This window comes from Pseudomonas sp. NPDC087346 (genome assembly GCF_044744235.1).
GTDB lineage: Bacteria > Pseudomonadota > Gammaproteobacteria > Pseudomonadales > Pseudomonadaceae > Aquipseudomonas.
Map to the genome: position 1 here is coordinate 114,754 of NZ_JBIUXX010000010.1, position 25,177 is coordinate 139,930.

Genomic DNA, 25,177 nt, shown 5'->3' on the forward strand with positions numbered 1-25,177 from the left:
GGGGATTTTGCTTTTTTGTCTGCCGGTTTACTTCAACGGTACATAAACATCTGTCTGCCATTGATCCTGCGGTGTTTGCGGAAAGACGCTCAGGTAATGGAAAAACAACGGATGATCGCGCAGTTCCTCGCCGCTGTCGGGCAGCCAGTCGCGGTAGACCGGATAGATCGACTCGCCGATGTGGTCCGGCGAACCTGTGTGTCGCACCACCACGCAACGCCCGCCGGGAATGACGATTTCCCGCACGCCGAACGTGTTGGGCGCAACCGGCTCGTGAATCTCGCCACAAATGTCGAAGCGAAAATCCTCTGGCGGCGTGGTGTCGGGGTTGCCGTAGGGAATACCGAAGCTGCGACTCGAAGCCACCGGCGACTGGCCACTTTGCATGCGCCATTCGATGAACTTGCTCACGCTCTGCTGGACCATCCCCGGCGGGCCACAGTGCTCAAGTGCAGCGACCCTGACGGCGGGAAACTCGACGATTTTGGTGTGCATGATGACGCTCCTGGAAAAGTGAGGGATGGCGAACACCGCATTCCATATCTGCCAGTTCGGCTGCTTCCTGAAGGCACTCGGCGCCATGCCGAAGTCCCGTCTGAACGCGCGGCTGAATGCCTCCGGACTTTCGAAGCCAGCGCCAGACGCGGCGTCGAGTATCGAGTGCTCCGGCTGCGTGGCCAGCCGATGTGCCGCTCGGCGCAGACGCATCAGTTGCACGTAGCGCGAAACCGGCACGCCGACGAACGCGCTGAACTGCCGATGGAAGTGAAACACCGAAAAGTTCGCCACCTGACTCAACGTACTCACCGACAGATCGCCCTCGAGATTGGCATCGATGTAGGCGAGGACGGCGTTGAAGCGTGTGGTGTAGGCGAGGTGGGTCGGCATGTCAGACACGGGCGGAAAACTCCTGGAAGTGCGGTCTGCGATAGCGTCACCGATAACGGCAGGGGAGCGCCTAGCCGGGCTTGCTCAAGTTACCCCTGTAGGAGCTGCCGAAGGCTGCGATCTTTTGATCTTCACGCCAAAAATCAAAGTCAAAAGATCGCAGCCTTCGGCAGCTCCTACAGGGGTATGCGTTTTTTCAGCTATCGTGCGCTGCGGCTGCCAACTGTCGGCGTTATCACTCGTTTACACCTTTGAGCTACTTTTGATGAAAAAGGCGCCGTCGACCAATACCGCTGTGGGCATGCTTTCTTCCTGATAACAAAACGCCCAAGGGTTTGGCACGTCCTGGATGGTTAGGACGGCTTACTGCCTTGGGCGGGATGGGGGCAGATTAGGTCTGGCTGACGGTGGCGTCAACCATGCCTTTTCAGTTTCACTTCGTTGCTCAGCAGTGACGACCAAACGATAAAGCTGAAGCACTTAGCGAACAAGCCGGCTCTTTCCGGGGAATTTGTAGGCAAAGGCGCATGGCTTTGTAGTCACGCAGTTTAAAAGTTACCCGCCCGATGCTTAGCGCCCGTGCGCAGCGGCGGCCAACTGCTCGGTATCCACCCGCACAAACACCGAATCCCCAACCGCTGTCAGCACATCCCCCGCATACACCTCGCAAATCACCCGGGTTTTACGTCCGGTTTCACCTTCGATTTTCGCCCGCAAGGTCAGCGTTACACCCATTGGCGTCGGTTTGATGAACTTGATGCCAAGGTTGCCAGTGACGCAGTCGATGCGTGGCAGGCTGCCAGGCTCGCGTTGTTCGGCGCGATAGTGGTGGGCCATCGCCGTCCAGTTGGAATGGCAATCGACCAGCATGGCGAGCAAGCCGCCGTAGACCAGATCCGGCCAGCCGCAGTATTGGGCGTCGGGGTTGTGCTCGGCCATCACATGGATGCCGTCCTCGTGCCAATGGCTTTTGATGTGCAGGCCGTGCGGGTTGCGGCCACCGCAGCCGTAGCAGACGCCTTCGGGCGCGGCGAGGTCTTGCAGGGAGGTCTCGGGATTGTTCATTGTTATATTTATCCTGGAAGTTTGAGTCCGTGGTTCATGCGCAGGCTGTCGCGACCGCCGCGTTTGGATTCGTAAAGCGCCAGATCACCTTGCTCGATCAACGCCGTCAGGCTGGCGGGCGGATGCTCGAACAAGGTGGCGCCAATGCTCAGAGTCACGGCGACGGGCGTGGCGAACGCCTGTGAGGCACTACGCTGGAACTGGTCGCGCAGGGCCTTGCCCAGTTCAACCACGCGCTCGTTCGATGCGTTGTTCAGCAGAATGACGAACTCATCACCGCCCAGCCTCGCCGTCAGTGCATCTTGCGGCAGGGCCGAGCGAATCATCTCGCTCAGGGCGATGAGCAAACGGTCGCCAGCAGTGTGGCCGTACAGGTCGTTGACCAGTTTGAAGTTGTCGATGTCGATCAGCAGCAACGCGCCCGGGCGAGTGGGGGAGGCGTCGTGCAACAGGCGTGGTGCGCGCATTTCCAGCGCTCGGCGGTTGTACAGCGCGGTCAGCGGATCGCGGGCGGCGAGGCGGGCGATCTGTTGTTCGCGGCGGTAGCGCTCGGTGCCGGTCATCGACAGGGCGATCAGCATCACCGCCATCGCGCCTTCGACCAGCGAGATCTGAATGATTTCGCCACGAAACGCCGCCAGATCAATCAGCGTGCCCGGAATCACCACGGTCAACGCTTTCGCCACATAAAAAATCCCGTGCATCAGCAGCACATAACGCAACTGCACCGCGCCGACACTCAGCGACTTGCCGTGCGGGCGCAGCAGAAAACTCGCTCGTAGCGTCGACAGCGCCACCAGCAGCGAGTTGGCGACCAGCATGACCTTCGACCACTGCGGTCCGTCCGGCAACAGCAACATGCCAAACCAGACGACGAAAATCAGATACCAGCCACGGGACAAACGCGTCTGAGTGAACCGCGCCACGCCGAGCAGAAACAGGAAATGCGCGGTGATCAGCAAGCCGTTGGCGAACCAGATGCCGATCAGCAAAAAGCCGCTGACACGCAGCAGGGCGAGGGTCGAGCCCACGGAAATCGTCGCGAAACCGGCACTCCAGAACAGCAGTGAAGGTTCACGGATGCTGCGCCATTCCACCGCCAGATACAGCGCAGCGGCTGCGGCGAGAGCGATGGAGAGCGTCAACATCGTTGGAGGGTCGAGCGGCATTTCTTGACTGGCCTGTCTGATGGGCGGTGAGGGGGCGATTGTAAGCGTTTACGCCGACTTTTCGCAGGGCTCACCGTCGTACAGACCGGCCACGCCAATTAATTTACTGGCTGGCGTCCAGCACCACGCGGTAACGCGCCTTGCCGCTGCGCAAGTGATCAACTGCCTCGTTAACCCGGCTCATGGGAAACATTTCAACCTGCGGCAGAATCTGATGCCGGGCGCAGAATTCGAGCATGGTCGCCATGGTGCCGGGCGAGCCTACTGGGGATGCGGACAGAGACTTCTGTTGCGGAATCAGATCGAAAACATGCACCGGAATCGCATTCGGCACGATGCCGACAAAATGCAGCCGACCATTGCCGCGCAAGGTGGCGAGCATCGCAGGCCAGTCGAGGTCGGCGTTGGCGGTGATCAACAGAAAATCGAGGGTTCCGGCGATGGCTTTCAGCGCTTTACTGTCGGTCGAAGCGACTACGTTATGTGCACCCAGACGCTTGGCTTCATCCTGCTTGTTCAGTGACGAGGTGAACGCGGTGACTTCGCAGCCCCAGGCGTTGAGAAAGCGCAGTGCCAGATGGCCGAGTCCGCCGATGCCGACCACGCCGACACGATCAGTAGGTTTGACGCCAAATTGCAGCAGCGGATTGAACACCGTCGAGCCAGCGCAGAACAACGGCCCGACCATTGCCGGATCAAGGTCAGCGGGCACCGGAATCGCCCAAGCCCAGTGCGAGCGTAAGCGATCCGCAAAACCGCCGTTGCTGCCGATGATAGTCGGTTGCGCAGTGCCGCATAGTTGCTGCGAACCGGTGATGCAGGACGCGCAATGCATACAACTACCCTTGTACCAGCCGATGCCCACACGCTGACCCATTTGCAGACCGCGCACCTGACCGCCCATACGCACGATGCGGCCGACCACTTCATGCCCCGGCACAAACGGATAGCGACTGATGCCCCAGTCGTTGTCGATCAGCGACTGATCGGAATGACAGACGCCGCAGTATTCCACCGCGACTTCGACCTCTTCTTCGCCGAGCGTGCCGGGATCGTAGCTGTAACGTTCCAGAGGCGCACCCGCAGCGGTGGCGGCCCAGCCGTTGAAGGTAGCGGGTTCGGTGCTGTTGCTCATGGGTCACCTCCAGATCACAAAACCCAGGCGTTATCGCCCGGGTGCTGCGGCGCAGCCCGAGAAGTCTAGCTGGAGATCCGGTTATTTCCCGGCAGTTTGCCTGGGAATATCCCCGCAGAAAATATCCACGCCACCATCGGTCGCCGCTGTGCGCACCACCACCGAATAATCGCCTGCGAGCAATACCGACAGTGCGACCGGCGCGGTTCTGGAGAACGACCAGCCGCGCACCGCCTCGCGCTCGGTAGTCAGCCGATCATTCAAGGCGTAGGCCACCGGACCGGGTTGCGCGCAACTGCCTTTATTGATGAAGGCCGAGAGACGCAAGGGCAGGGAGGCGCCGCTCGGTGTGCCGCTGACGAAGAAGTTGAAGCCGGTTTGTTTGCCCCAATCGGCGAGCGTGACATTGCCGATCTGTCCGGTGTTCTGCCGGGTGGCATTCAACGTCACGCTCACTCCGGGGTTTGATGAGGTGGCACAGCCGAACAGGCTGGCGCCGATCACGAGCGCGACGAGTGCGTTTCTGAGCTGCATGGCTGACCTCTGTTGTTGAGGAACTGCAATCGGCGTATCAATCAGAGCCATTCAATGTGATTGGATTGTAGGTTGAGTTGGCGATTTTGCTGGCCTCCGGTTCGAGCTCCCATTGCTCTGAATCGCCGGAGACTTCACGCAGTATCCATTGCTGCGACCCGGTCCATGACAGCTCGATATAGAGGCCTTGCAGCTCTTTTTTAGCAATCAACAGAGCAACTTCGTCCGCCGGGCCGGGGCACATGCCGCCGATGGCTAACGGCACACGCTGCTGGATCAGCTGTTGCAGCCTGGACAGAAACCGGGGACGAGAAGTGAAGGGCTCTCGATGCTCGCAGGCACCGGAAAATATGAGTTCGCCCGCCTCGGGGTTCTCCCAGTCGATCGACGCCAAATGTGTTGGAGGCGTGCCCGAGCCTTTCGTATAACGTAGTTTGATCACGGCGCGCTCCCTTTAAAAAGCTGTCCCTCATCAATCGAAACCTCCTCCATCGGCCAGCGGGTTTTCAGGTGTTCGGTCAAGTAATCGATGAACGCCCGGACCTTTGGCGTCAGCGCCGCACGCTCCTGCACGCAGGCGTAAATCTCCATCGGCTCAAAGTAAGTGTGCGTCGTCGATTGGCGGGTTTCAAACAGTGGCACCAGCTGCCCGCGCTTGATATAGGGCGCTGCGACAAACTCGGCGAGGCGGGTGATGCCCGCTCCGGCGATTGCCATTTGCGCGAGCACATCGATGTCGTCGCTGATTGCCGTTGCGTTGATCGGTGCGTCAAAACGCTGGCCATCGCGGATAAAACTCCAGCGCAGAAAACGCCCATCCAACGGATAACGAAACGCCAGGCAGGCGTGGTGTTGCAGGTCTTCCGGGGTCTGTGGCCAACCGGCGCGTTGCAGATAGGCCGGAGCGGCGCAGAAGATGAACGGCAGCGAAACGATCTTGCGGGCGACGATGCCGTCTTCCAGCTGCGGCTTGATCCGCAGGCTTAAATCCACACCGTCCTGGATGTGGTTGATTTTGCCGTTGCTGACCGAGAGTTCGAGTATCAGCCGTGGATGAAGGGCGGCGAAACCGGCAATCAACGGCGCCAGCACATGTCGGCCAAATGCCGAGGTGGACGCGATGCTCAAACGTCCTTGCAGCTCGGATTCGGCACTGGTAATCGAGCTTTGCGCCGACTCCAGATCAGCCGCGATGCGCCGGACTTTTTCGTAATACACCGCGCCGTTTTCCGTCAGCGCCATGCTGCGGGTAGTGCGCTGCAACAGGCGTACGCCAAGATGTGTTTCCAGACGATTAATCGTCTGACTCACGGCCGCCGCGCTGACGCCTAGAGTCTTCGCCGCGCCGACAATCGAGCCTGCTTCGACCACTTTGATAAAGCTCGCAATCGCCGCTAACAGATTCATCCGTGGCCTGCCGTGAAGGGTTGATTCGTAAGTTCTGCTTTATAAAGCACCTGTGATTGGCCGTCTAGTTGAGGGTTTTTCGCTTTGCTAAGGTGCGGGCTCCCTGTCAATGGATGGAAAAGCCCTATGAATCAAAGAACTTCTTCGGATGCGCTGGTTTTGAGCCGACGCAGACTGTCGGCGCGTGCAACGCCTTATGTGTTTGCGCTGTATATGGCAACGATCATGGCGTTTCTGATGTCGCTGGTGATCACCGCCGCCAACTCCGGAATTGATAACGACTACCTGAGCAATGCGCTGCACGCCTACAAGCTGGCGATGCCGGTGGCGTTTCTGTGCATTCTTGTTGTTCGTCCTGTGGTGATCAAACTGGTGGCGCTGACTGTGCATCCGCATCGTTGAAAGTTATTTGATCCAGTATTGCCCGAGCGCACCGCCAGCACCTTGCACCGGGTCCTCGTCGGGGAATGGCAGTCCGTCGATATTTTCCAGCTGTTCACGGCTCGGCGCCTCACGGCAAATATCGGCATGCTGCCCCGGCGGATAGGCACCCACCACCAGAAAGTCGTCGCTGGAACTCAAACTGCAATGACCGGTTCCCACCGGCAACAGCAATACATCGCCGGCGCTGACTTCCAGCTCCTGACCACCCGGGCCACCGAGCACCAGTCGCGCATGACCACTGGCGATGCCGAGCACTTCATGACCTTCGGTGTGATAGTGGTGATAGTTGTAAATCCCGTAGCGCCATTGCGGCGGCCAGCCGTTGGCGCTGAACGTTTGCTCGAAGAGTGCCGCCGGGTCGTTGCCTTCGAGGGCAATCGCGCCGGGATAAATCAGCACCGGCAGTTGCGGGTTGTTCGGCACCCAGCCATTGCGTTGCAGAAGCAAGGGTTGCACGGGAGTCGGTTTCGGGTCGGTCATTGCAGCCTCCGCCAGTCATGTGTTTTCAAGTGACAGCGGAGGCGGGCGATTGCCTCAAAAAAACTCGTCCAGCGATTGGCAATCAATCGAAACTTCGCGCTTCAGCCAACTGTCCAGACCTTTACACCTCCCGGCGGATGTTCACGCCGGGAGCTTCACGAATCGGTGAAAGGCGAGGATCGAGATGACAACGACAGTGGGCGATTTTCTGGTCGAGCGGCTCAGTCAGTGGGGCGTTACGCGGATTTTTGGTTACCCGGGTGATGGCATCAACGGCGTGTTTGGCGCGCTCAGTCGGGCTAAGGGCAAGATTGAATTCATTCAGGCGCGGCATGAGGAAATGGCCGCGTTCATGGCCTCGGCGCATGCCAAGTTCACTGGCGAGTTGGGCGTGTGCATCGCCACCTCTGGCCCTGGCGCTTCGCATTTGATCACCGGGCTTTACGATGCTCGGATGGACCACATGCCAGTGTTGGCTATCGTCGGTCAGCAGGCGCGCACGGCGCTTGGCAGTCATTATCAGCAGGAGCTGGATCTGGTCTCGATGTTCAAGGACGTTGCTGGCGCCTTTGTGCAACAAGCCTCGGCGCCATCGCAGGTGCGGCACTTGCTTGATCGGGCGGTGCGCACTGCCGTCGGCGAACGCCGTGTCACAGCGATCATCCTGCCCAATGATTTGCAGGATCTTCCCTACGAAGCGCCGGGCAGAGCGCATGGCACTGCGCATTCCGGGGTCGGCTACAGCAAGCCGAAAGTGGTGCCCTATGAGGCGGATTTGCAGCGGGCAGCGGACGTGCTGAATGCCGGCGAAAAGGTCGCGATTCTGGTGGGGGCCGGTGCTTTGCAGGCTACCGATCAAGTGATCGCCGTGGCGGAAAAACTCGGCGCCGGGGTCGCCAAGGCGCTGCTGGGCAAAGCTGTGTTGCCGGACGATCTGCCGTGGGTCACTGGCAGCATTGGTCTGCTTGGCACCGAGCCCAGCTACAAATTGATGACCGAGTGCGACACCTTGCTGATGATCGGTTCGGGGTTCCCTTATTCCGAGTTCTTGCCCAAGGAAGGCCAGGCGCGCGGCGTGCAGATCGATTTGCAGCCCGACATGCTCAGCCTGCGTTATCCGATGGAGGTCAACTTGCTCGGTGACGCCGCCGAAACCCTCGCTGCGCTGCTGCCGTTACTGGAGCAGAAAACCTCCGGTAAATGGCGCAAGAAAGTTGAAGGCTGGCGCGGCACATGGGAGAAAACCCTTGAGAGGCGCGCAATGGCCAAGGCTGATCCGGTCAATCCGCAACGGGTGGTCTACGAGCTGTCACCACGTCTGCCGGATCATTCGATTATCACCAGCGACTCCGGCTCCTGCGCCAACTGGTACGCCCGCGACCTGAAAATCCGCCGCGGTATGCAGTGCTCATTGTCCGGTGGACTGGCCTCAATGGGCGCCGCAGTGCCGTACGCAATTGCCGCGAAATTTGCCTATCCAGAACGCCAGGTGATTGCGCTGGTCGGCGACGGCGCGATGCAGATGAACAACATGGCCGAGCTGATCACCGTCGCCAAATACTGGCGCCAATGGGCGAGCCCGAAATGGATTTGCGCGGTGTTCAACAACGAAGACCTCAATCAGGTCACCTGGGAGCAGCGGGTGATGGAGGGCGATCCGAAGTTCGAAGCATCCCAGAGTATCCCGGACGTGCCGTATCACCTGTTCGCCATTTCCATCGGCTTGAAAGGGATTTTCGTCGATCGCGAAGAAGACGTCGCCGCAGCCTGGGAACAAGCACTGGCCTCGGATGTACCGGTACTGATCGAATTCAAGACCGACCCTAACGTGCCGCCGCTACCGCCGCACATCAAACTCGAACAGGCGAAAAAATTCGCCACAACCCTGCTGAAAGGCGACCCCGACGAAACCGGTGTCATCCTGCAAACCGCCAAACAGGTCTTGGCTTCCGTCCTACCCGGGAAAAAATAATCCCCCACAAGCGCTCCCCTGTAGGAGCTTACAAGCGAAGCGAGGCAGCGATCTTTTGATCTTGATTTCCCAGAAGCCAGATCAAAAGATCGCTGCCTCGTTCTACTCGTGAACTCCTACATGACGATGGATGAAATTCCCGTCGCCATTGAATCCACCACCGCTCCCTGAAGGAGCCGTCGAGCGGAGCGAAGGCTGCGATCTTTGATCTTGATTTTCAACCGCCAAGAACCGACAGGAGTCTCTTAGAAGTCGGTCAGTCGGGCATCGAGCGGATGATATCGGCCAAATCATCCTTTGTGATTTCATTGGCTTTGATTGCTGCAGCGATGTCTTTTTTGGAAAGCGGGAAACGCTTGAATATTTCTTTCAGCGTATCTTCATCAACATTAGACAGCCATAGAGGATCAATAAAAGAACCACCATATTCAGGCTTCATTAGGACTTCTTCGTGGGCAATAGCACCTTTATGGTTCAGGTAAACTACATAGCGATCATGCCCTTCAGGAAAGCTTTTATCGTGATATAGCGTAGTGCCAAGTGGTAGGACATAATAATTTTCGTCACCATTTGGTCCTTCAATCAGTAATGGTTCTTTAGTTTTAATCATTTTCATGTCGTGCGCCCTCGTACTATCGTAAAAAAATAAAAAGCCAAATATCAAAGCATTTAAAATTAAAGCTGCCACCAGCCATAAGCCAACGTTTCTACTTATAAACGTTCTTCTTGTCATAGTGCGCCTCGGTGTTTCCTTCGAGCATGGCTTGCAAGTCCGCAGGCATAAAAATCCCATCCTTTGGAGTTTTCTGTGTGCGTGCTGCTTGTCTTTCAATGAATGATAGGCCCCGCATTTCGCTATACTTAGAAGGGTTCTGGACGATTGGCTTGCCCGAGATGTTAGCGCCTGCAATTGTCACTGTTGTGCAGTTATTAACGGTCGGATGATAGTCGGATGGAAGCACGTAGCGGGTTGATGTTGCATTCTTTTTTCTTAGCTCTTTTTTTTGAGCGACGATACCGTCAAAGTGGACAATAACAGCCTCGGCTTTTGCATTGTCCAAAAAATAAACAAACCCAGTCGTTGTGCGCCCCAAGCTGTTTTCTCCGGATATGTACGCCTTGAAGGATGTCCAAACATTCAGTACTCCCTCTCCCTCGCTGTCGAACGTCCCCCAAGTTTTCCCGTAACGTCAAAAATCGTAGGTAATGTCTTTACTACCGACTACGACATGTAAAGCCGCGTGTCCAAAAGGATGCTCTTCGTTGTCGCGGGTGTAGGGGCCACCCACTAGTATTTCCATGTAAGCCCCCAACACGACTATTTGATTAGTCTTCGTCGTTTTTCCTGATGCACCTGAATTTTTTGCTGCCTGCGTTGTATTGGTAGTTCTAGTAGGCTGAACCATTAAAGACGTTCCGTATCTTCAAGTTTCGGAAATTTTATACTGCAACTTCCCCTTGGAATATTTGCCACATGGACGAAGCCATTTTCGTCAAGGGCGCCTGTCATCAATGTGCCATCGGGAAGCGTTAATTCGTACGTTTCGTTGGCGATTGGCTCATCTCTCTCATTAAGTAACTGAAACTCGACAAAAGTCTTTTCTTTCAGGAATTGCGAGAGGAAGCTGGTAGGAGCACCACCTCCTGATTCACCGACGAAGGTATCGGGGGAGCCAGCTGTGATCGTCGCGCCACATGCTGTCAGCGAGCCGACATGCGCAACGTCTTTGCCTAAACCGAATACATGGGGAGCGCCCGATGTTATTGGATTGCTGCCATGAATTGGACAGGAATAGATATCTCCTACCAAAGCCACGGGCATTGAGTTAACAAAGATGGGGCTAGATCCGGTGGTAATATTTCCGCCGTGACTTCCCGGATCCCCGAGTCGTGCGACTGGCTTTCCTGCCATGCTTTATCTCCGTTGAATGCCACAATCTATGGATGCTACCTGATTTTTGATGACTCTTGAACGAGCGATATTCGAACCGGAAACTGCTTGTAAAATTTGCAGAGTTCTCTGACGCATCAGCGTGTTGACGGCCCTACGTTCGCTGCCTTTACACGAGGCGATCACGTCGATCACCATTTTTTCACCCTACAAGCATATATTCCCTCACTCGACGCCATTAAACACGCCACGTTTTACCTTAGTTGCGCCGAAGCTCTAGCCCAAGAGGCGTATACCTTCGCCCGTACACAACACAGCGGGTAGCTGTTCTGGATCAGTGAGCAAACGATCAACATTGCTCACGCTCTGGTGTGATATTTGATCAACAGTTTGTACGCGGCTCTCGTTTCCCCCCAAGCATCAGTCGACTTGCTTCATGCCAGTGCGGCCCGCCGCTTTCTCGTAGCAACACAGATGATGGAAAGTCTATAAGCCAGATCAAAAAATCACTGCCTCGTTTCACTCGTGAGCTCCTACAGACATCAATTTGCGTAAAAAATAAGAACTCCTGCGCGTAAACGTAGCCATAGCTTTTAGGACATGAACATTGGAATCCGGCGATGGCGCAGATTTTCAGCCGCTCGGCCGATACCTGGCTGCGCCTGGGGCTGCTGATGCTGTTTGTCGGTCTCGCAGGAGGCTTGCTGGTGGCATTGGCTCTGGATCGCTCCGACTACCGAACCGGCCGTAATTGGGTGGTCGAGCAGCCGTTGCCGTTCAGCCATGCCCACCATGCCGGCGAGTTGAAAATCGATTGCCGCTACTGCCACAGCTCCGTGGAGTCCTCCGCGATGGCCAGTCTGCCGCCCACTGAAACCTGCATGAGCTGCCATTCGCAGATCTGGAAAAATTCCGATCTGCTTGAGCCCCTGCGCAAAAGCCTCAGCGATAACCAGCCGCTGCATTGGCAGCGCGTCGTCGAACTGCCTGATTACGTGTATTTCCATCACGCGGTGCATGTGAATGCCGGCGTTGGGTGTAGCGAATGCCACGGTGCGGTGGATCGCATGCAGCTGATGTTCAAGGCCGAGCCACTGAGCATGGGCCAGTGTCTGGCCTGTCACCGTGATCCGGCGCCGCACCTGCGCCCGGTCGATCAGGTGACGCAGATGCAATGGCACACCGACGAAGACCGTCGCGTTCTCGGCGAGCGCTTGATGAAGGAGCGCAAGATTGATCCGCAAGGTTTGACCGACTGCGGGATCTGCCATCGATGAGCACCCCATCGCAGGATTTCGCCGCGCTGCGTGAACAACTCACCGGGCTCAAAGGCCCGGCGTATTGGCGTGGCGTCGAAGCGTTGGCGGCGACTGCGCAGGGACAGGCGTTGATCGAGGCCGAGTTCCCCGGCAGCGCGCCGCTGATGGATCGCCGACGCTTTCTGCAATTGATGGCTGCTTCGTTGGCCATGGCCGGGCTCGCCGCTTGCGGCAAAACACCTGAGCAAGCGGTGCCGAGCGTTCGTCAGGCCGAGCAACTGACGCCTGGCATCGCCACTTGGTACGCGACAGCGATTGCCTTTGCCGGCGTCGCGCAACCGGTGCTCGGTAAAACCGTCGCCGGACGCCCGATCAAGCTGGAAGGCAATCCGCAGCACCCGATGTCCGGCGGTGCCTGCGATGCCGTTACCCAGGCGGCGATCCTGCAACTGTACGACCCTGACCGCTCGCAGTCGCCGCGATTCAAGGGGCGTGAAGCCAGTTGGGACCAAGTGCGTGCGGCACTGGCCGAGCAGTTGGCGTTGCTTGATGCCAACGCCGGCAAAGGTCTGCACATCGTTTGCGGCGCCAGCAGTTCACCGACCCTTGGCCGACAACTCGAAACCCTGCGTCAGCGCTGGCCGCAAGCGAGGCTGTACCACGGCGAACCGTTCGCTGACACCGAATCCCTGCGTACCAGCGAGCGTGTGTTCGGGCAACCGCTGGCCGCTCATCGAAACTTGCAAAACGCCGAAGTGCTGGTCTGTCTGGAGGACGATCCGCTGGGCAGCGGCCCTTATCAGACTCCGTTGCAGCGCGGCTGGGCCGAGCGGCGCAGGCAGGCGGCGCACGGGCAGGGTGCGGCGCTGTGTTACGTCGCCGAAAGTGTCCCGAGCCTGACCGGCGCGGCGGCAACCAAAAGGCTGGCGATTGCCCCGTCACTGCTGGCGGACGTGGTGCTGGCGCTCAGTCAGGCATTGGGCGAAACCATCAATGGTCAGTCGCGCCTGAGTGCGCGGCAGTTGCAGTGGGTCAACGCGACGGCGCAGGCCCTCAAGGCGCATCCGGGACGCGGACTGATTTGCCTGAGCAAACAAGCGCCGCAGGATGTGCAAGCACAGGTCATGCGCCTTAATCAGCTGCTCGGCGCGCATGGCCAGACGCTGGAATGGCATAAGCCACCGTTACTCGGCTACGAGCCCGGGCAGTTTCATGAATCACTCGACCAACTGAGCAAGCAACTGGCTCAAGGCAATGTCAGTCAACTTTGGCTGCTCGACTGCAATCCGCTGTACACCTCGGCGCCGGAGCCAGGCTTTGCCGCGATGATCGAGCGAGTACCGCTGCGCCTGCATGCGGGCCTGTATTACGACGAAAGCGCCGCCCAGTGTCACTGGCATTTGCCGCTCAATCATCCACTCGACGGCTGGAGCGATGCGCGGGCAGCGGATGGCAGCGCGTGCATCGTTCAGCCGCTGATCGAGCCGATGTATTCGACCCGCACCTTGCATCAGGTCATCGAGCTGCTGATGACTTCTGGCGACAGCGATGCCTTGAGCCTCGTCCGTGAAACCTGGCGCCATGTCCCACAACAGCAATGGCGTCAGGCCCTGGCCGATGGCTGGATCGAACCGGCCGCCATTTCGGTCGAAGTGCCGCCAGCCGCTGCGGTAGAACTGAACCTGAACCTGAACCTGAACCTGAACGAGATCGGTGATCTCGACGCCGTGGTGCGTCCCGACCCGTGTGTGTGGGACGGCCGATTCGCCAACCTCGGCTGGTTGCAGGAGTTGCCCAAACCGATCAGCACGCTGACCTGGAGCAACGTCGTCGGCCTTTCGCCGCGTCTGGCCGAGCGCATCGGTGTGCGCAATGGTGACGGCGTCGAAGTGCTGATGCCCGGGCAGATAATACGCGGCGCGGCGTGGCTGCAACCCGGACAGGCTGATCAGGTAATTGCCTTGTACGCCGGTTATGGTCGTAGCCACGCCGGGCGCGTCGGCAATGCGCTGGGCTATGCGGTACGACCTATCGAGACGTTGTCTGTCGGGGCTTCGCTGCGCGCCAGCGGCGAGCGTCATGCCTTGGCGTTCACGCAGTCACATCATCAATTGCCCGAGGATGAAGAACCACCGGTTCGCGTGGTCCAGCGTCAATCGCCGCAGTTGCCGGCGCAGCAGATTCCGGTTTCGCTCTACGCGCCGGCCACCGACAGCGGCCCGCAGTGGGGCATGGTTATCGATCTCGATCTGTGTACCGGCTGCAATGCCTGCGTCACCGCGTGTCAGGCGGAAAACAACATCGCTGTGGTCGGTGCCGAACAGGTGGCCAACGGTCGCAGCATGCACTGGCTGCGCATCGACCATTATTACCAGGGCTCGCTGGACGCTCCGCGCTCACGCTTTCAACCGTTGCCGTGCATGCATTGCGAGCAGGCACCGTGCGAAACCGGTTGCCCGGTCAATGCCACGGTGCACAGCCGCGATGGCCTGAATCAGATGGTCTACAACCGCTGCATCGGCACCCGCACCTGTGCGTCTTACTGTCCCTACAAAGTGCGGCGCTTCAACTGGCTGGACTGGAGCGCCAACGCTGCGCCGTCGATTCAGGCGCAGCGCAATCCGCAAGTGACGGTGCGCGCACGCGGTGTGATGGAGAAATGCACCTACTGCGTGCAACGCATCAGTGCCGCACGTATCGACGACAAACAACAAGCGCATGACTTCGATCCGGCAAGCGTCGTGACTGCATGTCAGCAGACGTGCCCGAGTCAGGCGATTCGCTTCGGCGACATCAGCGACCCCGCCAGCGCGGTCAGTCAGGGCCGACGTGATCCCCGGCATTACCGCTTGCTCGAAGCCCTCGGCACTCGCCCGCGCACCAGCTATCTGGCGCGGATCGAGGAGGGGGATGCCAGCGATGAAACCTGAGCCGCTGCTGCATGACACCGCGCATTTTCTGCCACCGGATCTGACCGATCAGCAAGTGTCGCAGCAGGTGTTCGGACCCTTGCAGAAATTCCCGCACCGGGTGGCCTGGCGTTGGCTGTTCGGTATCGGCATTGCCTTGTTGCTGATGTACATCGGCGCCGCTGCGGTGTTGCTGACCAACGGCGTTGGCATGTGGGGCAATAATCAGCCGGTGCACTGGGGCTTTGGCATCCTCAATTACATCTGGTGGCTGGGCATCGGCCATGCGGGCACGTTCATTTCTGCCTTGCTGTTGCTGATCGAACGGCCATGGCGCAACAGTCTGAATCGACTGGCAGAACTGATGACGCTGATGGCAGTGATCTGCGCGGCGCTGTATCCGATCCTGCATCTGGGGCGGCCGTGGCTGTTTTACTGGACTATGCCGTACCCGAATGAAATGGGCCTGTGGCCGCAGTTCAAGAGCCCGACGGCCTGGGACATGTTCGCGATTCTGTCGTACCTGACGGTGTCGCTGCTGTTTCTCGCGGTGGGCGCGATACCGGATTTCGCCACCGCTCGCGACCGCGCCAAAGGCCCCGTCGCCCAGCGTCTGTACGGCTTGCTGGCGTTGGGCTGGCGTGGTTCGCAGCGGCACTGGATGTTGTGGCGGCGCACCAGCCGAGTGTTGGCGATCCTGGCGATTCCGTTGGTGTTTGCGGTGTCCAGCGGCTACTCGTTCCTGCTGACGATGGGCCCGCAAAGCGGATGGCATTCGACGCTGTTCCCACCGTATTTCGTGGCCGGTGCAGTGTTTTCCGGGTTTGCGCTGGTAGCATTGCTGGCCATCGGCGTGCGCTGGCTGTTGTGCATCGAAGCGTTGATCACCCTGCGCCATCTCGACATGCTCGCTTGCCTGTTGCTGGCTACCGGTTGGCTCACGGCTTACGGCTATCTGGCGGATCTGTTCATGCCGTTCTACAGCGGCGATGCCCACGAAATCGAGATTCTGCTGACCCGCCTCAGCGGCCCGCATGCCTGGAGTTACTGGCTGGCGATGGTCTGCAACGTCGGGGTGCTGCAACTGTTGTGGTGGCGGTCGATGCGCCGAAGTCCGGCGGTTTTGGCGGCGGTGGCATTGGCGGTGTTGGTGGGCATGTGGGCCGAGCGTTTCATGCTGCTGATCCCGCCGCAGACTCACGACTTTCTGCTGGCGAGTTGGGGCGAGTACAGCCCGACGCTGTGGGACTGGACACTGCTCATCGGCAGCTTCGGCGTGTTTCTGGTGCCCTACAGCCTGTTTCTGCGCTACGTGCCGATGGTTTCGGCGTTCGAGGTCAAGCAGGTACTGCATCAGGAGCGCGGCGATGAATGACACGCGCGGCTTGCTCGCCGAATTCGCCGCTGTACAGCCCTTGGTCGATGCAAGCCGCCAGGCTCGGGCTTTCGGCTATCGGCGTCTCGATGCATTTGCGCCGTTCCCCATTGAAGCGCTGGAGCCATTGCTGACGGTAAAGGCACGCCGGGTGCCGCGAGTGGCATGTGTGGGTGCGTTGCTCGGCATCGCATTGGCGTTGTGGATGCAGATCGGTTCAGTGCTGAGTTATCCCTTGAACGTCGGCGGCCGCCCGTTGATCGCTGTGCCGTCGATAATGGTGGTGACGTTTCTGTTCGCTGTGGTGGGAGCTGCGCTGGCGGCGGTGTTGACGTTGTTGTGGGGCAGCCGTTTGCCGCGCTTGCATCATCCGTTGTTCGCACTGGCGGCTTTCGAAGGCGCCAGTGATGACCGCTACTTTCTGTTCATCGATGCCGCCGATCCGCTGTTCGACGCCGAACTGACCCGGGCCTGGCTGGCCGAGCGGGCGCTCGATGTACACGAGGTGCAACCGTGAATCGCTGGCCGTGGGTGCTGTTGCTGGCCTTGGCGTGCAGCGGCTGCGATGACATGTCGCGTCAGGCGAAGATTCAGCCGCAGCGCCCCGGCGCCTTGTTCGAAAACGGTTTGAGCAGCCGCACGCCACCCGCAGGCACCGTCGCTCGTGGTCAGTTGCAACAGGAAGCGATCATCGGCCAGCGCCCACCGCTGACCGCTGAATTGCTCGCGAAAGGTCAGGACGCTTATCAGACCTTTTGCACGCCTTGCCATGGATTGGCCGGGCAGGGCGATGGCTTGGTGGTCGGGCGTGGATTTCCAGCGCCCCCGGCATTGGCCGATGCGCGCCTGCTCAATCTCAGCGACGCGCAACTGATGCAGACCATCGCTGATGGTAAAGGTCTGATGGCCGGTTACGCCTCACGCATTCCCCCCGCGCAACGCTGGGCAATCGTCGCCCATCTGCGGCTGTTGCAACTCAGTCAGCACGCGCCGCTGGACAGCTTGCCCGATGCATTGCAGCAAGCATTCGAGGAGGGCAAGTAATGCGTCGACTGTCGCTGCTCGCCATCCTCGGGATCATCGGTTTACTGATGCTTGGAATCTGGCAGCCGCAATGGCTCGGCGCCGGGGCGTTGGCGGCTGCGATCAACGCCAGCAATATCGCGCTGGGCTGTTTGTTGTTGGGGCTGCTGACGCCGTTGATCAAAGGTCGCTGGCAAACGCTACTGGCTCCCGGCAGTCGTTTGGGGCGTAGCGCATTGCTGCTATTGGTGCCGATGTTATTACCGGTGTTGCTGACGCTGAAATGGATTTATCCGTGGATGCAGGCTGATACATCAGGCTTTCGCGGGGTGTGGCTGTCGCCGTGGTTTTTTGTCTTGCGAACGCTGTTGTACGCAGGCATTGCGTTGCTGTTGCAACGCTGGAGCTTGCGCCGCGAGCGCTGTGCGCCGGGGCTGATCGTGTATGCGCTGCTCGCCAGTCTAGCGGCGGTCGACTGGCTGATGTCGTTGCAGGCGGAGTTCATTTCCAGCCTGTTTGGTCTGTTGTTGATCGCCCGGCAGCTGTTGGCTGCGCTGGCATTCGCCGGGCTGTGTGTGCTGTGCTGGAACGTCGTGCCGTTACCCGTTGCGCAACGTCAGGTGCTGCGCGGCTTGCTGGTCAGTGCGCTGGCGTTCTGGACGTACGTGCATTTCATGCAGTACCTGATTATCTGGTCGGTAAATCTGCAACACGAAACCCGGTGGTATCTCCTGCGTGAAAACGGTGGTTGGGGTGTGCTCAGCGGCTTGTTGATCGGCGGCCAGTTGTTGTGCCTGTTCGGGCTGGCCGCGCCGTGGGGCACCCGGCGCGGCATCCTCGTCGGCGGTTGTGTGGCGATTTTGCTGCTGGGAACGCTTGAGTCGATCTGGTTCAGCCTGCCGTCGATCTTCCCGGAATTTTCCATTGGCGCCGCAGCCATCGCGCTGCTGTGCCAGGGCGTCTACGCTCTGGGTTTGTGCGGTTGGTGGCGGTGGCACTGGCAGAGGAGGCGCGATGAAAGCTGAAACGCGGCGCGGCTACGAAGCCAATCGAGTCGATAGCGCGAGGGTCTGGAGCATGCTTGCGTTATTGCTGGCCGCAGTCGCGTTGTGCCTGACCGGGATCGCGTGGTGGCTGCATGGCGAGCAGCAGCGCGGTCAAGCGCAACAGCCGTCATTAAGCACGCTCGAACGTGAGCGCCTGCTGCCGCCCGAACCGCGTTTGCAATCCCGGCCGCGACAGGACGGCGAACGGCAGCTCGACGCTCAGCGTATCCATCTCAACAGCTTTGGCTGGGTTGACCAGCAACAGCGCATCGTCCATCTGCCGCTGGATCAGGCGCGGCAGCTGTTGCTGGAACGCGGTTGGCCCAACGCCGGGGAGCATGCCAATGGGCCTTGAGCGTTTGGTTCTTGCGCTGCTACTGATGCTCGCGCTGCCCGTCAGCGCTACCGAGCATTTCGACCCGTTTTCCGCTGCCGGCATCGATACCACGCGAATCGGCGAAAGCGTGGCGATGCAGGCGCAGTTCACCGATCAACAGGGGCGCACGGTGCGCATTGGCGAGTTGCTCAATGGCCGCCCGACATTGCTGATTCCGCTGTACTTCCGCTGTCCGAATGTCTGTGGCGCGGCGCTTTCAACGCTGTTCAGTCAGTTGGCGCATCAACCTTATCGAGTGGGGCGCGATTTTCAGGTGATCGCCTTCAGTTTTGATCCTCGCGAGGACGTCAGCGCCGCCCGCGAAGAGCTGGACAAGCTCACTCAACACTGGCCGACACTCGCTACCGAACCCGGTCTGCATCTGCTGACCGCAAACGCCGAAGCCAGTCAGGCGCTGGCGCAGTCGCTGGGTTTTGGATACCGCTTCGATGCGCAGCAACAGCAATACGCGCACAGTTCGGCGGTCGCGGTGCTGACCGGCGATGGGCGACTGTCGCGCTGGCTCTACGGCCTCGGCTATCAGGATGATGATCTGCGCCTGGCGCTGACTGAAGCCGGGCAGGGCAAGCTCGGAACGCTCACCGAGCAGTTGCTGTTGCTGTGTTATCACTACGACCCGCAAAGCGGCACCTACAACAGCCGGATCATGTTGTGGCTGCAAATCGCCGGCGTGGCGACGACGCTGGGGATGGGTCTGTTCATTGGCCTGGCATTGCGCCGCGATCGACGGAGGCAGGCATGAACGAGCGCTTCCTGCATTTGTGGCCGGATCAGGCTTCGGACTATGCGGCGTCCGTCGATTGGCTGGTGATCGGTTTCACCGGGATGATGGCGCTGTTCGTGGTGCCGGTGTTCGTCGCGCTCTGGTTGTTTATCTGGCGTTACCGTCGCGGGCGCAAGGCCGATCGCGATCACCGCCCACAGAGCAATCTGCCGATCGAACTGGCCTGGATCATCCTGCCATTCATTGGCTCGCTGGTGATTTTCGGGTTTTCTGCGCGGCTGTTTTTCTATGCGCGCACGCCACCCGCCGATGCTCTGGAAGTACAGGTCACGGCGCGGCAGTGGATGTGGAAATTCCAGCATCAAGGTGGACAGCGCGAGATCAACACCTTGCACGTCCCGGCGCGGCGCCCGGTGAAGCTGACGATGATTTCCGAGGACGTGATTCACAGCCTGTTTTTTCCCAGCCTGCGGATCAAGCAGGATGTGCTGCCGGGGCGCTACAGCATGCTCTGGTTTCAGGCCGAACACGCCGGCACCTATGAAGTGTATTGCGCCGAATACTGCGGCACCGACCACGCTGCGATGCTGGCCCGATTGGTGGTGCTCGACCCCGGCGACTACGAACACTGGCTGGCCGCCAACGGCAGCGCCGCCGATCTCGCCAGTCAGGGGCAAACCCTGTACCGCCAATATGGCTGCGGCAGTTGTCACGATTCGGGCAATGCGCCGCCATTGGCCGGGGTGTTCAACCGTTCGGTGCAGTTGGCCGATGGCAGTCGCGTCACCGCTGATGATGCCTATCTGCGTGACAGCATCATGTTTCCGCAAAAACAATTGGTCGCCGGCTACCTGCCGATCATGCCGACTTACAGCAATTTGTTGGACGAAGAGGCGGTGCAGCGTCTGCTGGCGTATCTGCGCTCATTGCCTGCGACGCCGTCCGGGGAGCATCAATGAGTTCGCCCAGCTATCTGCACAAACAGGGTTTGTGGTCGTGGTTTCTGACCCGCGACCACAAGCGCATTGCGGTGCTGTACATGATCACCGTGACCTTCTTTTTCTTTGTCGGAGGTCTGGCCGCGAGCCTGATTCGCATCGAACTGGTCACGCCGCAGGGCGATCTGCTGACCGCCGATGGCTACAACCGTGCCTTTACCCTGCATGGGGTGATCATGGTCTGGTTCTTTCTGATTCCGTCGATTCCCAGCGTGTTCGGCAACTTTCTGGTGCCGATCATGATCGGTGCGCGAGACATGGCATTCCCGCGCCTGAACCTGTTCAGTTGGTATCTGCTGCTGGGCGGTGGCTTGTTCACCTTGTTGGCGCTGTTGCTCGGCGGGGTCGATACCGGCTGGACCTTCTACACGCCGCTGTCGACGATGTTCAGTAACGGGCATGTGGTGGCGGTGATCTGCGGAGTGTTCATTGCCGGATTTTCTTCGATATTCACCGGCATCAACATCATCGTCACCGTGCATACCCTGCGCGCGCCGGGCATGACCTGGATGCGCCTGCCGCTGTTCATCTGGGCGATGTACGCGACTTCGATCATCCTCGTGCTGGCCACGCCGGTGCTGGCAATCACGCTGCTATTGGTCGCCGCCGAGCACTTGTTCAATATCGGTGTGTTCGACCCGAACCTGGGCGGCGATCCCTTGCTGTTCCAGCATCTGTTCTGGTTCTACAGCCATCCGGCGGTGTACATCATGATCCTGCCTGCGATGGGGGTTGTCAGCGAGCTGATCACTGCGTCAGGGCACAAACGGATTTTCGGTTATCGATTTGTCGCCTGGTCCAGTGTAGCCATCGCGGTGATCGGTTTTCTGGTGTGGGGGCATCACATGTTCGTCGCCGGGCAGTCGATGTACGCCAGCCTGGTGTTTTCGCTGTTGAGTTTCCTGGTGTCGATCCCGTCGGCGATCAAGGCCTACAACTGGAGCGCGACCCTGTACAAGAGTGATCTGACCATTACCGCGCCGTTTCTGTTTGCCCTGACCTTTATCGGTCTGTTCATCATCGGCGGGGTGACCGGTCTGTTTCTGGCGTTGCTTGCGGCTGATCTGCATGCTCACGACACCTATTTTGTGGTCGCGCATTTCCACTACATCATGGTCGGCGCAGCGGTGGCGGGGTACTTCGGCGCACTGCATTTCTGGTGGCCGAAAATCACCGGGCGCATGTACTCGCAACTGTGGGGCAAGATTACCGCGATCCTGATTTTCTGTGGTTTCAACCTGACGTTTTTTCCGCAATTCCTGCTTGGTTATCTAGGCATGCCCCGGCGTTATCACAGCTACGATCCTGATCTGCAATTTCTCAATGTGTTGTCCTCCGCTGGCGCGTCGATTCTCGCGCTGGCGTATGTGCTGCCGTTCTTTTATTTGCTGGGTTCGCTGCGTTGGGGCGAGCGTGCATTGATGAATCCATGGGAGGCGGCCGGGCTTGAGTGGCGCGTGCCATCGCCACCGCCGGTGCACAATTTCGAAGCGCCGGTGACCGTCGATTTCGAGGCCTACGACTACTCGCCCGAGGCGCGTCGTGATCCGCTCTGAGCAAAAACCGGCCGAGCCATTCAGCGGCTGGTCACAACAGCGCGAAGCAGCGCGGCTGGGTATGTGGCTGTTCCTTGCCAGCGAAGCGATGATGTTCGGCAGCCTGATTCTGGTGGCGTGGTTCTATCGCTGGCAGCACCCGGACGGCGTGGCGCAGGCAGTACGCGGTCTGCATTACCTGTTGGCAACGACCAATACGCTGATTCTGCTGACCAGCAGCCTGTTGATGAACCTGGCCCTGACCGCCGATGCACGCCGGCAACGGCGCCGTCAGATGGCGTGTCTGCTGGGCGCGGCGGGGTTGGGTCTGTTGTTTCTGGCCTGCAAGGGGCTGGAGTATTTTCTGGAGTATCGCGAAGGTCTGCTGCCGGGGTTTACTGCGGTGCCGGCGCTGCAATTGCCCTCGGCCAGACTGTTCATGAATGTTTATTTCTTCACCACCGCCCTGCATGGCGTGCATGTGCTGGTGGCCGTCGCGCTGGTGTCGGGGTTGTATTGGCGGATCAGGACAGGGCGTTTGACGCCTCGGGCACAAGCCACTCGCCTGGAAATGATCGGGCTGTATTGGCACCTGGTCGATGCGATCTGGCTGCTGTTGTTTCCAACCCTTTATCTGGTGGGGCGTTGAACATGCGGCAGGCATCGTCGTGGCGGATTTATGCGCTGTTGTTGCTATTGCTGGCGCTGGAAGTCTATGCGGCGAACAGCGGTTGGTCGTGGCGCAATGGGGTGATCATCATCACCGCGTGCATCCAGTTTCTGCTGGTGCTGATTTTCTGGCTGGGACTGGCGCGAAATCGCGGCTGGGTCCGGCTGTTCGGCTGGATGTACCTGTGCTGGCTGGGGATCATGGCGCTGTTCATTCTTGGTGAACAACTGACGCGCTGACTCGCCATTGATCGACTGTTCTCACGGAAAAAATGAACGCCAACCTGCGTTTACAGGCCTTAATTACAAGCCTTTTCCAGAGACGGGAGCGATTGCCCGATGAACAAAAACGTCAGCGCCCACGACCTGCACATCAGCCTTGATCCCGTCACCGAAGAGGGACTGTTCAAATGGCTGCTCGCGAGTTTTCTGATGGGCAAACGCATTCAGGCCGAGATCGCCGCCGAGGCGTTTCGGGTCATCGCCGACAAACATCAGCGTGATACGCCGCGCAAACTGGCGAACTGCACGCATCGGCAACTTGTCGCCATGCTCGGTGAGGCGCATTACGTGCGCTACGACGAAACCACGGCGGAGCGCTTGCTGGCGCTGGCGAAAAAGCTCAACGAGGAATACGCCGGGAAGATCAGCAACATAGTCGAAGCCAGTGCTGACCAAGCGGATTTTGAGCGGCGTCTGGCGGAGTTCGAAGGCATCGGGCCGAAGACCGTGGAAATCTTTATGCGGGAAGCGGCGAGGGTGCTTTTTTGATTTTCATTGGCTGCGCAGGCTGGAGTCTGGGGCGAGAGTATTGGCCGCAGTTTCCGGCAGAGGGCACGCATCTGCAGCGTTATGCCGCGCGGTTCAATGGGGTGGAGATCAACAGCTCGTTCTATCGCCCGCATCGTCGGCAGACTTATGAGCGATGGGCTGATTCGGTGCCGGAGGGTTTCCGCTTTGCGGTGAAAGTGCCGAAGCAGATAACCCACGAGTTGCGTCTGGCCCAGAGTGATCAGGCGCTTGAGGAGTTTCTTGCCCAGTGTGGCGGGTTGGGTAATCGGTTGGGTTGTCTGTTGGTGCAATTGCCGCCGTCGCTGGTGTTTGATCCGGCGATAGTTGAAGGATTTTTCGTGGCACTGCGACAACGATTTGATGGGGCAGTGATACTCGAACCGCGACATGACTCCTGGGTGGCAGCCGAGCCGATGTTGATGGCTTATCGAGTTGCTCAGGCGCAGGTCGATCCTTCACGAATCAGCACTGATTCTTCAGCATGCGGCTGGATGGGCGTGAGGTACTGGCGATTGCACGGTTCGCCACGGATTTATCACAGCGCTTATGACGTGCCTTATCTGCAAAGGCTGGCGCAAGACATGCAATCAGCCGCTGCCGAAGGCGCCACTGTCTGGTGCATCTTCGACAACACCGCCAGTGGCGCCGCGTCAGGCAACGCGTTGACACTGGCGGAGCTGATTCAGGCCTGATATCAGGCAGCCAAGTGCTCATACAAAATCGTCGCGCCGACGATCATCAGCACCACACCACCGACGATTTCCGCACGCTTGCCGACGACAGTGCCCAACACTCGACCCAGCATTACGCCAATGGTCACCATGGTCATGGTTGCCAGACCAATGGCCGCCGCCGCAACCCAGATATTGACGTCGACAAACGCCAGACCAACGCCGACGGCGAGGGCGTCGATGCTGGTCGCAAATGCAGTGACCGCGAGGACCATGAAGGAGTGTTTGCCGGGTTTTTCCTGTTCCTCTTCTTCGTGCTTCAGACCGTTGTAGATCATGTGCAGGCCGAGAATCAGCAGCAGGGTGAAGGCGATCCAGTGGTCCCATTCAGCGACCCAACGGGTAGCGGCCTGGCCGATCAGCCAGCCGATGATCGGGGTGATGGCTTCGATGACGCCGAAGATCAGACCGGTGCGCAGTGCTTCGCGCAGGCGTGGTTTGTGCAGGCTCGAGCCTTTGCCGATGGCGGCTGCGAACGCATCCGTGGACATGGCCAAAGCGAGGAATATGAGGGAAACGGGATTCACGGGAATACTTCCAGTCGGGCTATGAGTCAACGACACAACCACACGCCCGACTTTAGGCATGGATGTGTCGTCGGTCTCACCAACCAAAAGGTGTTCGCACCACGGCATGTTGCCGAGAATGTTGATACGAACGCTTTCGACGGAATCGAAAGCAGGCTACTCCCCAACGAGGGGCGTGATGGTAGACGGGCAAATATGAAAATTTCG

The 25,177-nt window shown here is 59.1% G+C and carries 29 protein-coding genes and 1 riboswitch; of the genes, 16 read left to right on the forward strand and 13 right to left on the reverse strand.

All coding sequences use genetic code 11. The features are described 5' to 3' along the window. Window positions 1-27: 27 nt before the first annotated feature. The 7 genes from ACIOZM_RS09110 to ACIOZM_RS09140 all read right to left on the reverse strand — a co-directional run bounded on the left by ACIOZM_RS09110 (window position 28) and on the right by ACIOZM_RS09140 (window position 6,198). Window positions 28-897, reverse strand: coding sequence for a GyrI-like domain-containing protein (locus ACIOZM_RS09110; RefSeq protein WP_401212278.1), 870 nt, complete (start codon window positions 895-897; stop codon window positions 28-30). A gap of 561 nt (window positions 898-1,458) precedes the next feature. Beyond that, a complete protein-coding gene (locus ACIOZM_RS09115) occupies window positions 1,459-1,953 on the reverse strand; it encodes a PaaI family thioesterase (protein WP_401212281.1) in 495 nt (164 codons plus the stop codon). 8 nt (window positions 1,954-1,961) lie between these two features. After that, the gene (locus ACIOZM_RS09120) at window positions 1,962-3,122 is read right to left on the reverse strand and encodes a GGDEF domain-containing protein (protein ID WP_401212284.1); all 1,161 of its coding nucleotides are present in this window, start codon (window positions 3,120-3,122) and stop codon (window positions 1,962-1,964) included. Window positions 3,123-3,225: 103 nt separating this feature from the next. Then, window positions 3,226-4,257 carry an NAD(P)-dependent alcohol dehydrogenase gene (locus ACIOZM_RS09125; RefSeq protein WP_401212287.1) on the reverse strand — a complete coding sequence of 344 codons (1,032 nt, stop codon included), beginning with the start codon at window positions 4,255-4,257 and terminating at the stop codon, window positions 3,226-3,228. 81 nt (window positions 4,258-4,338) lie between these two features. Further along, the gene (locus ACIOZM_RS09130) at window positions 4,339-4,791 is read right to left on the reverse strand and encodes a hypothetical protein (RefSeq protein ID WP_401212290.1); all 453 of its coding nucleotides are present in this window, start codon (window positions 4,789-4,791) and stop codon (window positions 4,339-4,341) included. Window positions 4,792-4,828: 37 nt separating this feature from the next. Next, entirely contained in the window at window positions 4,829-5,233 is a 405-nt protein-coding gene (locus ACIOZM_RS09135) for a hypothetical protein (RefSeq protein WP_401212293.1), read from the reverse strand. Then, the gene (locus tag ACIOZM_RS09140; protein WP_401212296.1) at window positions 5,230-6,198 is read right to left on the reverse strand and encodes a LysR substrate-binding domain-containing protein; all 969 of its coding nucleotides are present in this window, start codon (window positions 6,196-6,198) and stop codon (window positions 5,230-5,232) included. Before ACIOZM_RS09140 ends, ACIOZM_RS09135 begins: the two co-directional genes overlap by 4 nt. Before the next feature lie 126 nt (window positions 6,199-6,324). Here ACIOZM_RS09140 and ACIOZM_RS09145 point away from each other — a divergent pair, with 126 nt between their 5' ends. Beyond that, complete coding sequence (locus ACIOZM_RS09145) at window positions 6,325-6,600, forward strand: DUF2798 domain-containing protein (protein ID WP_401212299.1); 276 nt, start codon at window positions 6,325-6,327, stop codon at window positions 6,598-6,600. A gap of 3 nt (window positions 6,601-6,603) precedes the next feature. Here the strand turns inward: ACIOZM_RS09145 and ACIOZM_RS09150 are convergent, their stop codons facing one another. Then, window positions 6,604-7,122 (reverse strand): cupin, encoded by a 519-nt coding sequence (locus tag ACIOZM_RS09150; protein ID WP_401212302.1) that lies wholly within the window; start codon window positions 7,120-7,122, stop codon window positions 6,604-6,606. A 184-nt stretch (window positions 7,123-7,306) separates the two neighbouring features. On the opposite strand from ACIOZM_RS09150, the gene ACIOZM_RS09155 reads away from it, so the two are divergent. Next, entirely contained in the window at window positions 7,307-9,094 is a 1,788-nt protein-coding gene (locus tag ACIOZM_RS09155; RefSeq protein ID WP_401212305.1) for a thiamine pyrophosphate-requiring protein, read from the forward strand. 256 nt (window positions 9,095-9,350) lie between these two features. Here ACIOZM_RS09155 and ACIOZM_RS09160 read toward each other — a convergent pair whose 3' ends face one another. The 4 genes from ACIOZM_RS09160 to ACIOZM_RS09175 all read right to left on the reverse strand — a co-directional run bounded on the left by ACIOZM_RS09160 (window position 9,351) and on the right by ACIOZM_RS09175 (window position 11,006). Beyond that, complete coding sequence (locus ACIOZM_RS09160) at window positions 9,351-9,710, reverse strand: hypothetical protein (protein ID WP_401212308.1); 360 nt, start codon at window positions 9,708-9,710, stop codon at window positions 9,351-9,353. Between the two features lie 91 nt (window positions 9,711-9,801). Next, on the reverse strand, window positions 9,802-10,188 hold the full coding sequence (locus tag ACIOZM_RS09165; RefSeq protein ID WP_401212311.1) for a hypothetical protein: 387 nt from the start codon (window positions 10,186-10,188) through the stop codon (window positions 9,802-9,804). 96 nt (window positions 10,189-10,284) lie between these two features. Next, window positions 10,285-10,500 (reverse strand): hypothetical protein, encoded by a 216-nt coding sequence (locus tag ACIOZM_RS09170; protein WP_401212314.1) that lies wholly within the window; start codon window positions 10,498-10,500, stop codon window positions 10,285-10,287. Continuing rightward, window positions 10,500-11,006 (reverse strand): PAAR domain-containing protein, encoded by a 507-nt coding sequence (locus ACIOZM_RS09175; protein ID WP_401212317.1) that lies wholly within the window; start codon window positions 11,004-11,006, stop codon window positions 10,500-10,502. The genes ACIOZM_RS09170 and ACIOZM_RS09175 overlap by 1 nt, the downstream gene beginning before the upstream one ends. Before the next feature lie 599 nt (window positions 11,007-11,605). On the opposite strand from ACIOZM_RS09175, the gene ACIOZM_RS09180 reads away from it, so the two are divergent. The 14 genes from ACIOZM_RS09180 (at window position 11,606) to ACIOZM_RS09245 (ending at window position 24,404) form a co-directional block, all read left to right on the forward strand. Then, window positions 11,606-12,262, forward strand: a complete 657-nt coding sequence (locus tag ACIOZM_RS09180) for a cytochrome c3 family protein (protein ID WP_401212320.1) — start codon at window positions 11,606-11,608, stop codon at window positions 12,260-12,262. Continuing rightward, window positions 12,259-15,174, forward strand: a complete 2,916-nt coding sequence (locus tag ACIOZM_RS09185; protein WP_401212323.1) for a TAT-variant-translocated molybdopterin oxidoreductase — start codon at window positions 12,259-12,261, stop codon at window positions 15,172-15,174. Before ACIOZM_RS09180 ends, ACIOZM_RS09185 begins: the two co-directional genes overlap by 4 nt. Continuing rightward, the gene (gene nrfD, locus ACIOZM_RS09190; protein WP_401212326.1) at window positions 15,155-16,528 is read left to right on the forward strand and encodes an NrfD/PsrC family molybdoenzyme membrane anchor subunit; all 1,374 of its coding nucleotides are present in this window, start codon (window positions 15,155-15,157) and stop codon (window positions 16,526-16,528) included. The genes ACIOZM_RS09185 and nrfD overlap by 20 nt, the downstream gene beginning before the upstream one ends. After that, a complete protein-coding gene (locus ACIOZM_RS09195; protein ID WP_401212329.1) occupies window positions 16,521-17,045 on the forward strand; it encodes a DUF3341 domain-containing protein in 525 nt (174 codons plus the stop codon). The genes nrfD and ACIOZM_RS09195 overlap by 8 nt, the downstream gene beginning before the upstream one ends. Further along, window positions 17,042-17,572 (forward strand): c-type cytochrome, encoded by a 531-nt coding sequence (locus ACIOZM_RS09200; protein ID WP_401212332.1) that lies wholly within the window; start codon window positions 17,042-17,044, stop codon window positions 17,570-17,572. Before ACIOZM_RS09195 ends, ACIOZM_RS09200 begins: the two co-directional genes overlap by 4 nt. Continuing rightward, complete coding sequence (locus tag ACIOZM_RS09205) at window positions 17,572-18,576, forward strand: hypothetical protein (RefSeq protein ID WP_401212335.1); 1,005 nt, start codon at window positions 17,572-17,574, stop codon at window positions 18,574-18,576. The genes ACIOZM_RS09200 and ACIOZM_RS09205 overlap by 1 nt, the downstream gene beginning before the upstream one ends. Continuing rightward, window positions 18,566-18,952 (forward strand): hypothetical protein, encoded by a 387-nt coding sequence (locus ACIOZM_RS09210; protein WP_401212338.1) that lies wholly within the window; start codon window positions 18,566-18,568, stop codon window positions 18,950-18,952. Before ACIOZM_RS09205 ends, ACIOZM_RS09210 begins: the two co-directional genes overlap by 11 nt. After that, window positions 18,942-19,736, forward strand: a complete 795-nt coding sequence (locus ACIOZM_RS09215; RefSeq protein WP_401212341.1) for an SCO family protein — start codon at window positions 18,942-18,944, stop codon at window positions 19,734-19,736. The genes ACIOZM_RS09210 and ACIOZM_RS09215 overlap by 11 nt, the downstream gene beginning before the upstream one ends. Continuing rightward, window positions 19,733-20,677, forward strand: coding sequence for a cytochrome c oxidase subunit II (coxB, locus tag ACIOZM_RS09220; RefSeq protein WP_401212344.1), 945 nt, complete (start codon window positions 19,733-19,735; stop codon window positions 20,675-20,677). Before ACIOZM_RS09215 ends, coxB begins: the two co-directional genes overlap by 4 nt. Next, entirely contained in the window at window positions 20,674-22,272 is a 1,599-nt protein-coding gene (locus ACIOZM_RS09225; RefSeq protein WP_401212347.1) for a cbb3-type cytochrome c oxidase subunit I, read from the forward strand. The genes coxB and ACIOZM_RS09225 overlap by 4 nt, the downstream gene beginning before the upstream one ends. Then, complete coding sequence (locus ACIOZM_RS09230; RefSeq protein ID WP_401212350.1) at window positions 22,259-22,900, forward strand: cytochrome c oxidase subunit 3; 642 nt, start codon at window positions 22,259-22,261, stop codon at window positions 22,898-22,900. Before ACIOZM_RS09225 ends, ACIOZM_RS09230 begins: the two co-directional genes overlap by 14 nt. Before the next feature lie 2 nt (window positions 22,901-22,902). Beyond that, window positions 22,903-23,160, forward strand: a complete 258-nt coding sequence (locus ACIOZM_RS09235) for a hypothetical protein (protein WP_401212353.1) — start codon at window positions 22,903-22,905, stop codon at window positions 23,158-23,160. Window positions 23,161-23,259: 99 nt separating this feature from the next. Beyond that, window positions 23,260-23,691, forward strand: a complete 432-nt coding sequence (locus ACIOZM_RS09240) for a DNA methylase (protein ID WP_401212356.1) — start codon at window positions 23,260-23,262, stop codon at window positions 23,689-23,691. Next, the gene (locus ACIOZM_RS09245; protein ID WP_401212359.1) at window positions 23,688-24,404 is read left to right on the forward strand and encodes a DUF72 domain-containing protein; all 717 of its coding nucleotides are present in this window, start codon (window positions 23,688-23,690) and stop codon (window positions 24,402-24,404) included. The genes ACIOZM_RS09240 and ACIOZM_RS09245 overlap by 4 nt, the downstream gene beginning before the upstream one ends. Before the next feature lie 2 nt (window positions 24,405-24,406). Here the strand turns inward: ACIOZM_RS09245 and mntP are convergent, their stop codons facing one another. Then, entirely contained in the window at window positions 24,407-24,970 is a 564-nt protein-coding gene (gene mntP / locus ACIOZM_RS09250; protein ID WP_401212362.1) for a manganese efflux pump MntP, read from the reverse strand. 7 nt (window positions 24,971-24,977) lie between these two features. Further along, window positions 24,978-25,147, reverse strand: a riboswitch (yybP-ykoY riboswitch). Between the last annotated feature and the right edge of the window lie 30 nt (window positions 25,148-25,177).